Consider the following 15806-nt stretch of genomic DNA (forward strand, 5'->3'; position numbering starts at 1 on the left):
ATTATAGGCGCCATGTCATAAAAAAGGCTGCCCACAAGAAAAACTAATGGGCAGCCTTTTTTATTATACTTTGAATCGGGCAAGCAAATCTAACAGTTCTTGTACTAATTGGCCTAATGCCTCCGATGAAGCACTGATTTCTTCCATTGTGGCCAATTGTTCTTCGGACGCTGCAGCAACATTATGCGCATTGTGGCTGGAACTTCGTGCAATGCTTGCCAACTGTTCCACGGTCGCCAAAACCTGCTCGGTGCTTGCCGACATTTGCTCGGACGCCGCTGACACTTCTTGAATTTGATGATGAACCTGTGACATCTCCTGAGTAATGGATGCGAAAATGATACCGCTGTCGGTTACAACTTGAACTCCCTTGGTTACTTCGGTTGTACCTTGATCCATACTTTTCACAGCCAGCTTCGTATCCTCGCTGATTTCACTGATAAGCTCGACGATTTGAAGCGAAGCGGCGTTAGACTGCTCGGCAAGCTTGCGAACTTCCGCTGCTACGACTGCAAAGCCTTTGCCATGCTCACCTGCTCTTGAAGCTTCAATGGCTGCATTTAACGCTAATAAGTTCGTCTGCTTGCTTAACCCCGAGATCACGCCAATGATACTCCCGATTGCTTCAGAACGCTCGCCAAGACGACGAATGACAATAGAAGTATCTTCAACTTTCTCTTTCAAGAGGCCCATTTGGCGAACAGCCATTTGGATGTTATCATTTCCTGCCGTTGTTTTGGCTCTTACTTCCTCCGTAGAGTCTGTCACAATGGCGGTAGATTCAGCAATTCTCTGTACACCGATAGCCATTTCGGTCATCGCTCGCGCCGTTTCCTGCGCGTCGATTAATTGCGTCTCGGAGCCGCTGGCCATTTCTTGAATAGAAATCGCAATCGTTTCGGCAGCGCGACTTGTTTGTTCTGCGCTTGCATTCAGTTGCTCGGACGTTGCGCCAACCGACATCGCATGCTCCGTCACTGTGTGAATCATCATTCGCAGCTTGTCTACCATGGTATTAAACTGTTCCGACATTAATCCGAACTCATCTCGGCTTTTGACTGTCAGCTGCTCGGTAAATTCGCCTTGGGCAAGTTTCGCGGAAAGTCGGCTTACGGATTGAATAGGGCTCAGAACGAATCTTCTAATTATAAGGAACAAGATGATAGCCAGAACAATTAAGGATACGATCGCAATGGTCAGAGAGGTTGTCAGTCCTTCATAAAAGCCCTTTAAGATTGTTTGCTTGGAAATGACAGATTCCATGTACCAAGCATGTTCGGAACCCTCAAGTTGAATGGGCGTAAATAAGTGAAGATCCTCACCGCTGCTTCCCTTCATGTAAGCGGAGCGTTCACCTTTATGAACACCCTCCCACACAGCTGCTGATTCCGGGTTGTCACTATACGACTTGCTTACTTTCTCCGGCGATGCTCCATGCGCTATATAGCTTCCGGCTGCAGAGATCATCGATGCGTAGCCGCCAAGTGGCTTTAGTTGCTCGATTTGCTTTTGCAAGTCGCTAAGCGCCATATCTGCCCCTACGATGCCCAGGAACTTGCCCTGTTTATCCATAATCGGCATAACTAATGAAGTGATTAGGACATCTTTGCCGCTGATCGGATAATAATACGGTTCAATCCACGTATTTTTTTTCGTCTTTTTGGGAATGAGGTAGTAATCCCCTGCACCTTCTTTTTCATAATCCACTAAGGGCTGGACATCGATTTTATCACCTACTCTTACCACATAGGGAATAAAGCGCCCCGTGCTGTCGTCATACGGTAGTTTTTTACTATTCGCCGCATCCTTCTTATCGAATGCATTAGGTTCCCACAGCGTATAGAAAGCCAATACTTTTTCATGATCAACCAATGTGGTATTTAAAATTCGGACAACTTCCTCGCGAGTCAGTGAGTTGGAAGTACTTGCGTCCAGTATCACAGTTCTAAGCGTCGACAAAGCAGTGAGCGTCCCATTCACCTGATCTTTAAAACCATTAGATACGACAGACGAAGCTTCATTTGCCTTCGATTCTCCTTGACTTAAACTACTGCTGTAAATTTGTTTGAGATTCACGCCAATCAAGCTTCCAAAAGCTAAGAGAAGCACTAACCCAATGGCGATTCCTAATTTAAAAGATAATCTCTGGTTACGCAGCCACATATACTATTAGCTCCCCTTTCTATCCCTTTCTAATAAGTATTTATCGACAATTCGACATTTTTTTTGAATAGCTTGTGCACAAAATAAATTTCATTTACAATGTCGAAATATGAATGATAATTCTTTGAAAAGTACCCGCTGAGAGGGACAGTTATCGGGCAGAAGGACAGCGCCAAACAGGACATGCTAGACTTGGTGCAAAGTTGGGTTATTAAGATGAGACCGATGAATTTCCGGATCGGCAGTCGTCTATATATATGTAGGTATAAATGAACACAAACTAATTTGACGAAGAGGTGTTTTGAAAATGGCATTAACGTCCGCATTCACGAGCTTCAACCTGCCTGTAAAAAACGTAGAACAATCGAAAACATTCTTTACCGGACTCGGATTCGAGCTTAACCCGCAATTCCCCGATAACGAGAATTCGGTAGCCATCATGATCGGCGACAACCTGCAGGTCATGCTAATCAATCAAACATTCTTTACTACGCTCACGGAGAAGGAATCCGTAGATACGAGCAAGTATGCGCAGATGACGATCGCATTGGCCTTCGAGAGCCGGGAGAAGGTCGATGAAATCGTGAATACCGCGGTCTCTCTGGGCGGGAAATTGCACGCTGAACCAGAAGATCATGGGTCCATGTATCATTGGGGCTTTGTAGACTTGGACGGTCATCTATGGGCCATTAACTACATGAACATGGATGAGGCATAAGGTTTAGACTATCGAAGAATAAGCTCGTACTAGGGTTCAAAAAGAAAGACGCGGGGCATCTTCCCCAGCGTCTTCTTCGCAATGATTAGTTTTGTTCTTTGGATACCTTGATTCCACTTCGTAATGTGATCCAACTCGGTCCAATAGCCGTTTGGTATTCTAGATGATATAGACGTAAGCCAACTACGAAATTCATTGCTCGATTCGTTCAGGCAGCCCAAATCGGGAAAATAATGGCGTATGAATGAAGTTTTGAACGTGCAAAATTTGATCTCTTTTGGTTTCGATGACGTGAATGCCCCAGGGTACCAAGCCAGAGCCCTCTTTGCCTGGCATATATTGGGCCAACGCCGGATAACCGCCATTCACCGTAATGGGCACAAATCGCGAACCTTCGCAATGCCAACGAGTCAGTGAATAGAAGGCGGACAAATCTTCCTTGCCGCGGATCCACATCTCGAAAGGCGGCATCGACATGCAGCCTTCCTCGTGGAACAACGCGACGAGCGCAGCAATATCGAATTGCTCGAAGGCCTCCACATACCGGGACAGCAACTGCGGATCCGGTTGAACGTCCATACTGCTGAGCTCATCTGAGCGGAGCTTCGCACGGTCCATCCTCTCTCTGGCTCTTTGCAAGGCGCTGTTCACCGCTGCCGGTGACATCGCCAACATTTCCGCAATTTGCTTGGAGGACCATTCAAATACATCCTTCAAAATGAGTACCGCGCGCTGCCTCGGAGGCAAGGTCTGCAGGAGAGCGATGAAGCACAGTTGAAGGGTTTCACTGCGGATGAGCCGATCCTCCGGATTGCCCCCAAAGTCGGGAGACGGCCAGATCCAGGCAGAATCCGGCAGCGTGTCGCGCGGCTCGACGATGGCGACGGCCGGGTCGAACAGGTCAACGGGAAGCGCGCGGCGTTTGGATTGTCTCAGCTTGTCCAAGCACAGGTTGGAGGCAATCCGATAGACCCAAGTTTGGAACGAGGAATCCTGTCTGAACGCGCTCCAGCTCTGCCAGACCCGAATACTCGTCTCCTGAACGGCATCGTCCGCATCGTCTATGGAGCCTAACATTCGGTAACAAAACGAGGTTAAGCCCGGCTTCAAGCTTGCAAATAATGGTTCGTCAAATACAGTCTCGTTCATCGATGCCTCCCTTAACGATCTCCCGAAGGGAGATTCCTTTAAACCCCTCTTTTGAAGAAAAACCAAACTATACATTTTACGCTCCCAATACTTAGATAGTTGCGCTGAACTGCTGCCTGTTAGATGAGCGAAAGGCTGCCGATAGTGTCGGCAGCCTCCCATTGCTGTGTATTGAACAGTCTTGTAGCTGCCCGATTCCGTGATCATCGGAGTCCACTCTGCTGAATGCATTTACCTTTGCTAATTTGCATCAGTTTGGTACTAGTTTAATGTAATCAATTGATAGATCGTAGTCTGAACTTGAGCCATTTTTACCTGCTACGTTAAACTTAAAAGATTTATCGCCTGCCGAGCTGAAAGAGATAGTGGCGACATTCAGTTCCACATAGTTAAATGTAGAGGAATATAGATCCTGAACCAAACCATGATTGACACCGTTAACCGACAACTGAAACTGCCCTCGGTTTGCTCCCTTTTTCACGCCAACCCTTACACTATAACTGCGCGCTTCGGGCACATTCACTGTGTATGTCACAAAGTCGTTGACTGCATTGGCATCCAGTGCAGTTCCAAATCCACCGCTCAAATTGAGGTCTCGACCGGTTCCATTGCCAAACATAGCGTGTTTATCGCCTGAGGTTGCGCTTACAATTAAATTTTCTGTTTCATAGCGGCTGCTGTGAACTGAAATGTTATCAAATTTGGCAGATGAATCATAGGTTCTAACACCTACACTTCCCCTGATATAGGTTGAATCCGTTACACTAATCTTAGGTATCGTCATATCATCAACATAGACCTTAATGGAAGCATCTTGTGCGACTATTTTAACATGGTACTTTGTATTAGCCGTTAAGCTTATCGAAGCAGTGGCAAGCGATGTCCAGTTGTTGTTTGCTTTTCCGATCAAAACCTTTTGATTGGGAACATCGAGTCCAGCATAGTAGCCTTGGTAAGTATCCGCACCCGTTCCAGGATTGGATACTCTAAATACCAGACCCGCATTGCCGGTTGACCCCGGTGTCACATCAGACTCGTAAATCACATCTGAGAAATTGGTATCCAAGAGTGCCTTGGCACCCGGATTTGAAGCTACATTATACTGACCGTTAGATACGGTCCATGATCCGCCATATTTGGTCCATCCTGCATCCGTACCGTCATCAAAGTTATCTTCTACTGCCATTTCGACTGGTTTAATCGTATTATCAGCATTAAACTCAAATTTATCAAATACTAGTACGCGTTGTGAACTGCTCAGATAACGCTTATGGTAAAAAATGTACCAATCATTTGTTATTGGTGATTGAACAATACCGTTATGACCAGGTCCATCTGCTGTTGTCGTATCGGTATGTAACATAATCCCTTGCGGTACGAATGGTCCTGTTACAGAGCTGGATGTTGCATACATTACTTTATAAGAGGAATCGGCCCATACACCGGCGGCATAAGTCAAATAGTAGATCCCATTTCTCTTGAACACTTTAGGTGCCTCAAAATAATCATTATCACCCGTTTTAGTGGGTGTAACCTTCTTATAGACGGTTCCGTCAGACCATGTTCCCAAAGACTTCATGTCCGCGTTAAGTTTTACAACATTACACTCGCCCCAGCTGCCATAATACATGTACGCTTGACCGTCATCATCTATAAATACATCTTGATCCATGGGGCCTGCGCCATTCCTTACAACATTAATAAGGGGGGCACCAATCGCATCGGTATATGGACCTTCAGGGCTATCAGCCACAGCAACACCTATTCCACCTAATTGTCCATCGCCATTGATTGCATTAGCAGCAAAATAGAGGTAGTATTTCCCATTGCGATAAGCTCCGCTCGGCGCCCACAATGAATGTTGCAACCATGATATATTGGCCGAACTTATTACATTTGAATATTTTGTCCAATTGACCATATCTGTGGAAGAAAAGATGTCAACAGATTTTGCGCCAGTACCGGATTCGCCAACTTGAGTCGAACGAGTTGGATACACCCAATATGTGCCATTATATATCTGTACATCAGGATCTGCATAATAGCCGTCCACAAATTGTGGACCAGCGTGAAGAGGAGCAGCATTTGCGAATCCAGGCAAAGATACAATCAAGCAAAGTACAATCGAAATGCAAAACAATACATAGTTAGATTTATTAATTTTTCTCATAACACAACCTCCTTCTGAAACTGACAGCATAGTACTCTTCTTTTTAGAAAGCGCTTACAAATAAACGGAACTTGAATGGCGTCATTACTGAATCCCCTATTAATTCAATTGTTACATATTGCCCCCCTCTTAGTAGCTGTATTCGGAGTCCTCTGTCGGTAATCTTAAACAGAGATCTCATGTAAAGTATTATACGCTCAAGAATTTTTATCCTAAATGTAATTTTATAAATGATTTTTGGTAAAAATTGAAGATTTGTAGAAATGACAAAAATAGGCTCCCCCTCGCCGTATTCGTGGCATTTGAGGCAGCCTATTGTTGCTTTACACGAAATCGAGAATCATGTTGTTGAATAAATCCGGATATTCATAATTCATTAAGTGGCCAGAGTTTGGAATACTGACTAGAACGGCATATCCATTAATTCCTCTCTATTTTCAAAATTACGTCTGTTCACTTAGCCCCCTGATTTAAAAGTTGTGGAGATGAAGTCAATAACCTCCTGAATGCTCAGTATTAGTTCCTTCTGCTCATCCATGTCTTTCAAACGTAGTTTTCCAAGTTTCACTTCATTTTCACCTATCATAATTACATACCGAATTCCCTTAGACGACGCAGTTGCTAGTGATTTCCTTAACTTTCGCCCACTCGTATCTGTCTTTGTACGAATACCACTTGCTCGCAGTTTAGCTGCTATATTAAGTACTTCTGTTACAGTTTCCCCTATAGGAATGACTACGACTAAAGCACTTGAAATTTGAGACGGTCGACTCCCAAGCATCGCCATGATTGATTCCATACCAAAAGAAATTCCTACTGTTGGATATTGAATATCGTCTCTACCGATTAGCTGTCCAATTATGGCATCATAACGTCCACCGCCGCCTAAGCTTGAAGAGAAAGAGCCAGAGGCATCAAAGATCTCATAGACCGTTCCTGTATAAAACGATAACCCACGTGAAAGGAATGGATCAAACTTACATATTTGCTCGAGTCCTAAGTCGTGAATGATATTTTGAAGTGTTTGGACTTCTAGCGCGCCGGGCTTATCTTGAATTCCATATTTTCTTGAGACAATATCAAACGATTGGCTATCCAATTCAAGTAATTCCTGTAATGAGTTGGTTACTTGAGCATTTAGCCCTTTGCTAACAAGCTCTTTGATAACTCCTTCATTTCCGATTTTTTTTATTTTATCGAGCGTCAACATGACAGATAGCTTTTCATCAGAAGGTACGTCAATTGATTCAAGAACTTCACTCAAAAACCGTCTATTGTTCCACTTGAGTGTAATCGGAATCTCCAGCCTTTTGAAAACCTCAACTGCTAACTGCATTAACTCAGCCTCTGCCTCAGGTCCTGCGATTCCAACTACATCAACATCACACTGTAAAAATTCACGTAAACGGCCTCTTTTAACAGGCCCATCCCGAAAAACCTTACCAATTTCGTACCTCTTATAAGGAAGTTCAATACCTGGATTTAATGCGATCACTTTTGCAAAAGGAATAGTGAGGTCATATCTAAGTCCAAGATTTCGCATACCTTGATCTGTTATTTGGTACATTTCCTTCAGTATTTCATCGCCGCCTGCATACTTTGATGCCAGAAGATCGAGTTCGCTTAATATAGTAGAATCCATCCCATCAAAATCATACAGTTCAAATACTTCTTGAAGTGTAGATTGAACTTTTTTCCTAAGCGATTGTTCATTTCCGAAGAAATCATAGGTACCTTTTACATTTTGCACAATCATCATTCCCTTCAATTTTGAGAAAATAAAAAACGCGCGGGACCTCATGGTCCTGCGCGTTCGATATGCCGCAGGGAGGCCAACGCGAAAAGCGTTAGCCCACCCTGAATTTTAAACAGGTGTGCTAACGCCTTTTGTGATGATGAAGTTGATTCAACATGATTCTAATCATGAGGCTCAATCCCCTTCGACACTTAATTACACAGATTATAACGGATTGCTTCAACTCACGCAAGTTTGATTCTCATCTTATAACTAGTATGTTTTGTAGCTAGTTCGTTCAATTAATAAGCCCAACTATGGTCGAGAGGTAAGCATTCACGACAAAGCAATTTATTATTAGCTTATGATTTTGCAACAAGATAAGAGGCTACCTCAGCTAAACGAGAAGCATAACCCCATTCGTTATCGTACCAGGTGGCGACGGACAATAGTTCACCTTGAACTTGGGTTAATCGCAAGTCAATAATCGAAGAATGCGGATCTGCTACAATACGTGACGAAGCCCACTCCCCTTCAAGAACATCAAGAACACCTTTTAATTGGCCCTCTCTTGCAGCTTCTCGAAACATATCGTTAATCTCTTGAACGGTGCATCGCTTCTCTGTGATCAAGTTAAGTTCCGCAATGCTCCCAGTACGGGTAGGAATCCTGTAAGCTTTGCCCGTAATCTGAAGATCATTCCAAATGAATTTCAGAGCTTTGGCTGCACCTGAGGACGACGGAATGATATTCTCTGCGGCGGCCCAAGAATCTCGGCGATCCTTCATCGGCTGGTCCGTTAACGATTGCGTGTTCGTATACGAGTGTACCGTGGAGAATAATCCATATTGTATGCCAAAGNCCAAATGAATTTCAGAGCTTTGGCTGCACCTGAGGACGACGGAATGATATTCTCTGCGGCGGCCCAAGAATCTCGGCGATCCTTCATCGGCTGGTCCGTTAACGATTGTGTGTTCGTATACGAGTGTACCGTGGAGAATAATCCATATTGTATGCCAAAGTTCTCTCTGACTAATTTGACAACAGGTGCAAGGGCATTGGTTGTACAACTCGCCATGCTAATGATTTTATGCTTTTCCGGATCGAAGCTTTCTAAGTTGATTCCTTTAAGTAGCACGGCGTCACAATCTTCCAAGGTTTTGCTTGGACCGCTGACAAGTACCCTTTTTGCGCCTCGCTCCAAGTGAAGTTCAGCTACAGGTCTCGTAACGGCTCGTCCCGTACAATCAATAACCAATTCAACACCCAATTCACCCCAATTTGGTAATTCACCGGCAGAATTTAAATACTTGATCTCCCGGTCACCGATTACGATTGCGCCTTCTCGAGCAGATACGTGCTCATGCCAACGTTTGTAATTGGTATCCACTTCAAAAAGTGCTGCAAGCGTAGCTTCGTCTTTAATATCTGAGATAGAAAACGGAATAAACAAATTTTGTTGTAACGCCGCCCGAAGGAGCTGTCTTCCGATACGTCCAAATCCAAAAACCGCGATTTTACCCATAATAGCCTCCATATATTTAAAATTTGTTAGCGTTCCTACTCTTTCAGCAGATTTACCTGATCAATCCATTGCAAAAATGTTTGAACATAACGCTGTACATATTTGCGAGTCGTTGCATCTGTAAGCTTTTGAGTAGTTAGATCAATTTTATCTGTGATTTGAGAAATATACAATTTTTGAGCTGGCATCACATAGGACTGGGTGGCATCCAACGTTTGTCTGATTTGCTGTTGTGATAGAATCGTCCCTTTTGCGCCAGGTGTTGCGCCGATCACACCCGCAGGTTTATGAATTAGAACGGCTGTTTTGGTAGGTGTCGAAGCCCAGTCTAGCGCATTTTTCAGCACACCCGGTATTCCTGAATTATACTCTGGGCTGATGATGAGAATACCATCTGTCTTCTGAATCGCCTCGCGATAATGCTTAACTGTATCTGGTCCATCTCCAAGATCCAAATCCGCGTTATACAAGGGTAGATTCGCAATCGAGATGAGTTCATATTGGGCTGAATCTAGAAGTTCCGGTATTGTATTTGCTATCATTTGATTAAACGAGTTTTCCCTCAAACTTCCTACAATTATCCCTATTCGTTTAGACATTAGACAACCTCCTGAATGATGTGTGGGATGGCGCGCCGCAGATATGAATCTAGCAGCGTCGATCACTTAAATTATCTCATTTTTAATAATCTTTAATTTAAGATATAAGCTAAAGGTTAATTGTCGTTAGATACTTTTTTGTCAAGAAGCTTTCTAGGAGTTACATCGTTCCCTAATTTATCCTTAACAGATACGCTCAACAGTGTAGAGAATACTTGCCCTCGTACAATCTGTAAATACTGAGTCCGGAGTGCTGCCTGTTCCCCTTTTTCGACTTCTGATAGCCCTTTGCTACGCTCAATTCTGCTCAGTTCATTAATACGGTTCAAAATAGGAATCATTCTCGTTACCTCCTTGAAGTCAATTGCTGATATCAAAATTAACATCTTAATTTAAAGATAATACAAATCGAGATAATTGTCAATGGTTATCGAACGGCTCCTTTCATAGAATGACTTTTCAGGCTAGTTAACAAGGTAACCAGGTGGTTACATAAACATAAACCACTGGAAGTCAACTGCCGTAATAGTCTTGTTAAGCTAAAGTTTACCCTCTCCGTCATCCCCCATTCATTAGCAGATCCGGTTTTACCGTACCTTGAAGGAACACGGTTACCGCCTTGCGATAAAGGTCCAATGACTTTTCAGTTCCAATATGCGGAGACATGTGGTAAAGGCCCTGCATCATCGCTTCCAGAATAATGGCGAGCATTCGTGTGTCATCCTCAGCCAGTTCCCCATTCGCCATAGCGGATTGAATCATCTCTTGGTTAAACGCAATGTGATCGGTGTAGTAGTTGGTTACACTTGCCTGTACTTCACTCCGATCCCACTCGCTGCTAAAAAACTCATTCATCGCCTGAGTTAATGGATGATTTAAGTCATTCACCATTATTTGCGCCAGTCCGCTTAGCTTGTCCGAAATGGTTATCAGAGAAGGCAATTTCTCCGACCACGTATCTTTCCATCCACGCTCCCATTCGTCGAGCAAATGGAGAAACAGTCCCTCCTTGCTGCCGAAGTGATAATAAATATTCCCCTTACTTTTCCCTGTCGCTGCAACGATGTCTCCAATAGAAGTTGCTGCATACCCTTTCTGGGCAAATAATTGGCCCGCGGCTTCCGCTATCTTTTTTTTTGTTTCCTCTCGCTGCAGCTTCTTCTGATTCATTGGGTTTGCTCCTCCGTTATATGTAAGCTTCTTCTTTGCAGAAGAACGACTTTGCTTAAAATTTGATTTATACTGACCGTTCGTTCTATATTATTATAGACGACTTTCATTCGCTATATCAAGTGTCACATAATTAAGCGCATTTCAGTCGATTATTTTCTTCATCATGTCAGGTGGAAACGTTATGTCGTTATTATTGAAAAACAACGGAGCCCTATCACTATTGATGCTCAATATTTTCCTCGCTATGTCGGCCTATGGACTTGTGGTTCCCGTCATGCCAACTTTGATGAAAGAGTTGGGATTAACCGGAGCTGCGGTGGGCTCATTGACAGCTGCTTTTGCTGTTACTCAGTTACTATTCTCTCCGTGGGCCGGAAGGCTCTGCGATACAGTTGGCAGGAAAAAGGCCATCGTCGCTGGTCTGGCGTTGCTTGCAGTTTCCGAGGCCATATTCGGAATTGCGTCCTCCCTTTCCCTGCTCTTCGGTTCCAGGCTACTTGGTGGGGTCGGTCTTGCCCTCATTTTTCCTGGAATTATGGCCTTTACCGCCGATGTCACCACGGAAGATGAACGAGCCAAAGGAATGGGCTTCGTGTCCGCAGCCATGTCAACAGGGTTTATCATCGGTCCAGGTCTTGGAGGGTTCCTGGCGGAATACGGCATGCGCGTTCCGTTCTATACCGCTGCTGTCGTCATTTCGTTATCGGCGATATTAACCTGGCTGGTTTTGCCCGAATCCCTGAAAATTGCCAGGTCTGGCTCAATCGAGCCGTCAAGCAGCGCCACAACCAGCCACAGTCTGGTCAGTCAATTGATGCTCTCCAGAAAAGCACCTTACTTTTTTGCGCTTCTTGTGTTGCTTATCCTCGGGTTCGGGCTTTCGAACTTCGAGACGGTATTTGGCTTGTATTTGGATGTTAGGCATCAATTTGGTCCGCGGGATATTGCCTTAATCATGACAATCGGCGCCATTGTCGGAGTCATCATTCAGATTGGCCTATTGGACATGCTGGTCAAGAAGTTCGGCGAAATACGAGTGATGTATATCGGTCTTGCTTTTGCAGGTGCCTCGTTGCTTCTCATTGTATGGGTTCATTCGTATTGGTCAGTCTTATTCTTCACGATCCTGATCTTCGCTGCTTGCGATCTTCTCCGACCGGCCGCTTCTACATTTTTATCTAAGATGGCAGGAGACGATCAGGGTTACGTCGCGGGATTGAATTCCACTTTCACGAGTATCGGAACGATCGCAGGTTCGATGGCTGCCGGGGTATTGTATGACTGGTCTTTATCCCTTCCATACATCGTTGCAGGAATCACATTCCTAGGCTGTTTTGCGGGAATGGTGATGCGACAAATCCGAAACCGAAAACCTACCCTTGGATTGAACGATAAAAAAGGGTGAGCGTTCCGCCGCAATTTACTGCATCTTCGCTTGGATAACATTCGCAGGTGTTCAACTAGTAAGAATCTATTCCTCTTTTATTCACGAAAGCGACAAAGAAATATGACAGAATAATGAGGGATTGGCTGAGGAAAGGCATTTTTACGAAGAGATATGGTAACCTATAGGTGAACCTACTTAGAGGGAGTGTTAACTTCATGCAATTTCAAAACAATGCGGTTAGTGTTGAACTGATTCCAACCTCAGTGACCAAGGTACTCTTTGAATCGATTAAGATTGGTATTATTAAGTCTAACCTCATTGCGATGGTCGCGGGACTTAGCATGGCGATGTTTATTCACGATATACCATTCTTCGATAAAATAGGGAACATGGTTTTAGCTTTGATAGGAACAGTGTTTGTTATCGGTGCAGCCGGTATCTTCAATAATCTATACGACCGTGATATCGACATTATTATGGAAAGAACTAAAAAAAGACCAACCGTATCTGGCATCATCGACGTCTGGAGTGGTTTGGTTATTGGGGGCTGGATTGCGGTCGGTGGTATTATTGCACTGTATATGGCTTCTCCGCTTTCCGCTTTACTTGGTTTTCTAGGGCTGTTCATCTATGTTGTGCCTTATACGATTTGGACGAAACGAAGAACCATCTACAACACGGAGGTTGGAAGCTTGTCAGGAGCGATGCCTCCTTTGATTGGTTGGGCCGCGATCTCGCCTGACATTTTACATCCCGGTGCCATTGCGCTATTCGTGTTAATGGTGATTTGGCAGATGCCCCATTTTTATGCGATTGGGATTCGGCGCATGGAGGAATATCGCGCGGCCAACATTCCGATGTTGCCAGTAGTCAAAGGGATTCGAAGAACGTACGTGCAGATGAACATTTATCTAGTTGCGTTGTTCCTGAGCAGTTTTTTATTTTGGTCTTTTAACCCTTATATCACTGTGGTCAACGCACTCCTAAGCTTAGGCTGGTTAATTCTGAGCATCACGGGATATCGTAAGAAGCAGGAGGACAAGTGGGCTCGCTCAATGTTTATTTTTTCGCTGAATCACATTACAATACTGTTAGTTATGATTGTAGGCTACACTGTAAGTGCTCCTTTATTTTAATTTCAGTAGATCATGAATAGAGTAATTCCTCGTCACAAGATAAATGAGCAAAGACTGCGGATTCGATCTGCAGCCTTTGCTCATTTTTTATTCCATTAGGCAACCTAAAAAAATTTATAAAAGAAATTACGACACATCGCTGTCTGTCATTTTTTTAATTAATTCCATGAAGCTCACCTCGACAGATAAAATCAAATTCATTCAAAGAACTTCAACACTACTCAGTAATAATCGTTCTTTTAAATCAGTGAATTTTTGATCTTGGGGTAGTATAAAACTTTTATTATTATTTCCTATGGAAGGCACTGCATTTACATCATTTTTAAGGTACCTAGTTTGCCAAGTTTCATTCCAATAAAGTAAATGCTGGACAATTTCAGCGATACTATTACTTTCTTCAATAGGTTTCCACAATGCTTGATTCTCAGACAAATTTTCAACTGCATCTGAAAATGGTTGGTACCAACTTGGGTCATTAGCATTTGCTAATAACTGATCGGATAATAAATCTTTTACATGAAACAGAATTTCCACACTCCTTCCTACTAATATGCGGTGATCTGCTAGTACGCTCAAGTTAAGCTAACGATAATTTCCATTGGGTTCATCGGTTATACTAGACAAAATTTATCTGCCATGAGATTCCAAAGCGGTCATTCAGCCAACCGAATTTTTTACTGAAACCATAGTTACCTAATGGCATTAGAGGATGGCCCCCATCATCTTTAAGTTTTCCATAAAGTTCATCAATTTCTTCTTCAGTAGTACAAGCAACATAGATCGAGAACGAAGGTGTAAAGGAAAATGCATGTTTGACATGACTGTCAATACACATAAACTCCTGTCCTTTTAATGTAAAAGTAGCCTGAAATACGGTTCCTTCTTTTCCTGCATCATTAGCACCATATCGATGAATGCTTGTAATTTCAGAATCCTCAATAAGCGATGTATAATAATTCATTGCTTCCTCTGCCTTGCCTTCTTGAAACATTAAGAAAGGTATTACCTTGTCCATTTTACTCTCCTCCTTTAGTTCTTCACTTTTATATTGGTGACTGGTCGTTCCTCGTTATTTTAGCGATCTAATGAGTATGTTTCAACAAATATCTGGATAAAGTTGCCGTAAGAATAAGTGACGAAAGTGCAATAACAAATAAACTGATTACTTCAATAAGTCTTTGAATTTGTAAGATCTCATCGATTTTTACTTGCAGTATAATCTTCCTTGAAACAAGTAACTGACATTCAGTATAATGCTAGTTCCTAATAAAGAGTATCACAATAAAGAAAAAACAATAAATATTAACAATGATCAATCAGATGAGCAATATTAGCAAAATCAACAAATTCAAATCCCTTGGAGTCATGTCTTATTTTAGTTATTGAGCACTCTGGAACCAAATTGCTTTGTTCTATTATAAAATTAGGATGTTTTTTATTAAGCTCATCTGATGAAAACTCATTCAATAAAAAGTCTGTTATTAATCCACCGTGAGTCACAATAACAGTTCTTTCTAGCGGATATTTAGCTGCCGTTTCCATTATGAATGTAGATAATCGCTGACCAGCCTTTCTTGCGGAATCTCCTATGGGAGGCGTTAAATCTCTTTCCTTGGTGCATCGATTCCACATTTCAACAAATTCCTGAAATGATTGTCCTGGCATGTCTCCCCAATTAGCTCGCTCTCTTAAACGGGAATCCTCAGTGATCGGTATTCTTATAGCATTTCCAATAATCTGTGCGGTCTGTTTAGCTCTGTTAAGTGGACTACAGAATATTCTAGCGATGTCAATTTGTTCGAAAAAGCATGCTGTGGCATGTGCTTGCTCCAAACCATCGGCTGTTAGAAAGACATCACCAACATCTTTTTCCTTTAAAGCATGTCTCACAAGGTAGAAATCTGCACTCATTTTCACCGCTCCTATCAGTTGATTTTATAATCATCTAATTAGATATTAATCTAATTAGATGATACAATAATATTCCATGTTTTAAAAGATGTATGATTGCCGGAAATCGGTGATTGTTCTTTTCACAAAAAAGAAAAAAG

At 43.0% G+C, this 15806-nt stretch carries 13 protein-coding genes and 2 pseudogenes; 3 read left to right on the forward strand and 12 right to left on the reverse strand.

Annotated elements, in window-relative coordinates; genetic code table 11:
* Positions 1–63: 63 nt before the first annotated feature.
* The gene (locus A8708_RS27225) at positions 64–2163 is read right to left on the reverse strand and encodes a methyl-accepting chemotaxis protein (protein WP_068668889.1); all 2100 of its coding nucleotides are present in this window, start codon (positions 2161–2163) and stop codon (positions 64–66) included.
* A 307-nt stretch (positions 2164–2470) separates the two neighbouring features.
* Between A8708_RS27225 and A8708_RS27230 the strand changes: the two genes are divergently transcribed.
* Positions 2471–2881 carry a VOC family protein gene (locus tag A8708_RS27230; RefSeq protein ID WP_068668891.1) on the forward strand — a complete coding sequence of 137 codons (411 nt, stop codon included), beginning with the start codon at positions 2471–2473 and terminating at the stop codon, positions 2879–2881.
* A 192-nt stretch (positions 2882–3073) separates the two neighbouring features.
* Here A8708_RS27230 and A8708_RS27235 read toward each other — a convergent pair whose 3' ends face one another.
* The 8 genes and pseudogenes from A8708_RS27235 to A8708_RS27270 all read right to left on the reverse strand — a co-directional run bounded on the left by A8708_RS27235 (position 3074) and on the right by A8708_RS27270 (position 11229).
* The gene (locus tag A8708_RS27235) at positions 3074–4261 is read right to left on the reverse strand and encodes a sigma-70 family RNA polymerase sigma factor (protein ID WP_239696867.1); all 1188 of its coding nucleotides are present in this window, start codon (positions 4259–4261) and stop codon (positions 3074–3076) included.
* Between the two features lie 19 nt (positions 4262–4280).
* On the reverse strand, positions 4281–6200 hold the full coding sequence (locus tag A8708_RS27240) for a family 43 glycosylhydrolase (RefSeq protein WP_068668895.1): 1920 nt from the start codon (positions 6198–6200) through the stop codon (positions 4281–4283).
* A gap of 457 nt (positions 6201–6657) precedes the next feature.
* Complete coding sequence (locus A8708_RS27245; RefSeq protein ID WP_068669125.1) at positions 6658–7950, reverse strand: histidine--tRNA ligase; 1293 nt, start codon at positions 7948–7950, stop codon at positions 6658–6660.
* Positions 7951–8297: 347 nt separating this feature from the next.
* The gene (locus tag A8708_RS27250; protein WP_420848628.1) at positions 8298–8723 is read right to left on the reverse strand and encodes a hypothetical protein; all 426 of its coding nucleotides are present in this window, start codon (positions 8721–8723) and stop codon (positions 8298–8300) included.
* A 74-nt stretch (positions 8724–8797) separates the two neighbouring features.
* Positions 8798–9472, reverse strand: a pseudogene (locus tag A8708_RS27255) (glyceraldehyde 3-phosphate dehydrogenase NAD-binding domain-containing protein); the annotation flags it as partial.
* Between the two features lie 23 nt (positions 9473–9495).
* The gene (locus A8708_RS27260) at positions 9496–10059 is read right to left on the reverse strand and encodes an NADPH-dependent FMN reductase (RefSeq protein ID WP_068668897.1); all 564 of its coding nucleotides are present in this window, start codon (positions 10057–10059) and stop codon (positions 9496–9498) included.
* Between the two features lie 116 nt (positions 10060–10175).
* Positions 10176–10400, reverse strand: coding sequence for a DUF896 domain-containing protein (locus A8708_RS27265; RefSeq protein WP_068668899.1), 225 nt, complete (start codon positions 10398–10400; stop codon positions 10176–10178).
* A gap of 217 nt (positions 10401–10617) precedes the next feature.
* On the reverse strand, positions 10618–11229 hold the full coding sequence (locus tag A8708_RS27270; RefSeq protein WP_068668901.1) for a TetR/AcrR family transcriptional regulator: 612 nt from the start codon (positions 11227–11229) through the stop codon (positions 10618–10620).
* A 184-nt stretch (positions 11230–11413) separates the two neighbouring features.
* Here A8708_RS27270 and A8708_RS27275 point away from each other — a divergent pair, with 184 nt between their 5' ends.
* Positions 11414–12637, forward strand: coding sequence for an MFS transporter (locus A8708_RS27275; RefSeq protein ID WP_068668903.1), 1224 nt, complete (start codon positions 11414–11416; stop codon positions 12635–12637).
* A gap of 197 nt (positions 12638–12834) precedes the next feature.
* Entirely contained in the window at positions 12835–13755 is a 921-nt protein-coding gene (cyoE, locus tag A8708_RS27280; RefSeq protein WP_068668905.1) for a heme o synthase, read from the forward strand.
* 225 nt (positions 13756–13980) lie between these two features.
* Here the strand turns inward: cyoE and A8708_RS27285 are convergent.
* The 3 genes and pseudogenes from A8708_RS27285 to A8708_RS27295 all read right to left on the reverse strand — a co-directional run.
* Positions 13981–14280, reverse strand: a pseudogene (locus A8708_RS27285) (DinB family protein); the annotation flags it as partial.
* A gap of 91 nt (positions 14281–14371) precedes the next feature.
* A complete protein-coding gene (locus A8708_RS27290; protein WP_068668907.1) occupies positions 14372–14770 on the reverse strand; it encodes a VOC family protein in 399 nt (132 codons plus the stop codon).
* Positions 14771–15057: 287 nt separating this feature from the next.
* Positions 15058–15666: a histidine phosphatase family protein gene (locus tag A8708_RS27295; RefSeq protein WP_068668909.1), complete on the reverse strand. Its 609-nt coding sequence runs from the start codon at positions 15664–15666 to the stop codon at positions 15058–15060.
* Positions 15667–15806: the final 140 nt, after the last annotated feature.

The organism is Paenibacillus oryzisoli (genome assembly GCF_001653565.1).
In the GTDB taxonomy this organism is placed as follows: domain Bacteria; phylum Bacillota; class Bacilli; order Paenibacillales; family NBRC-103111; genus Paenibacillus_E; species Paenibacillus_E oryzisoli.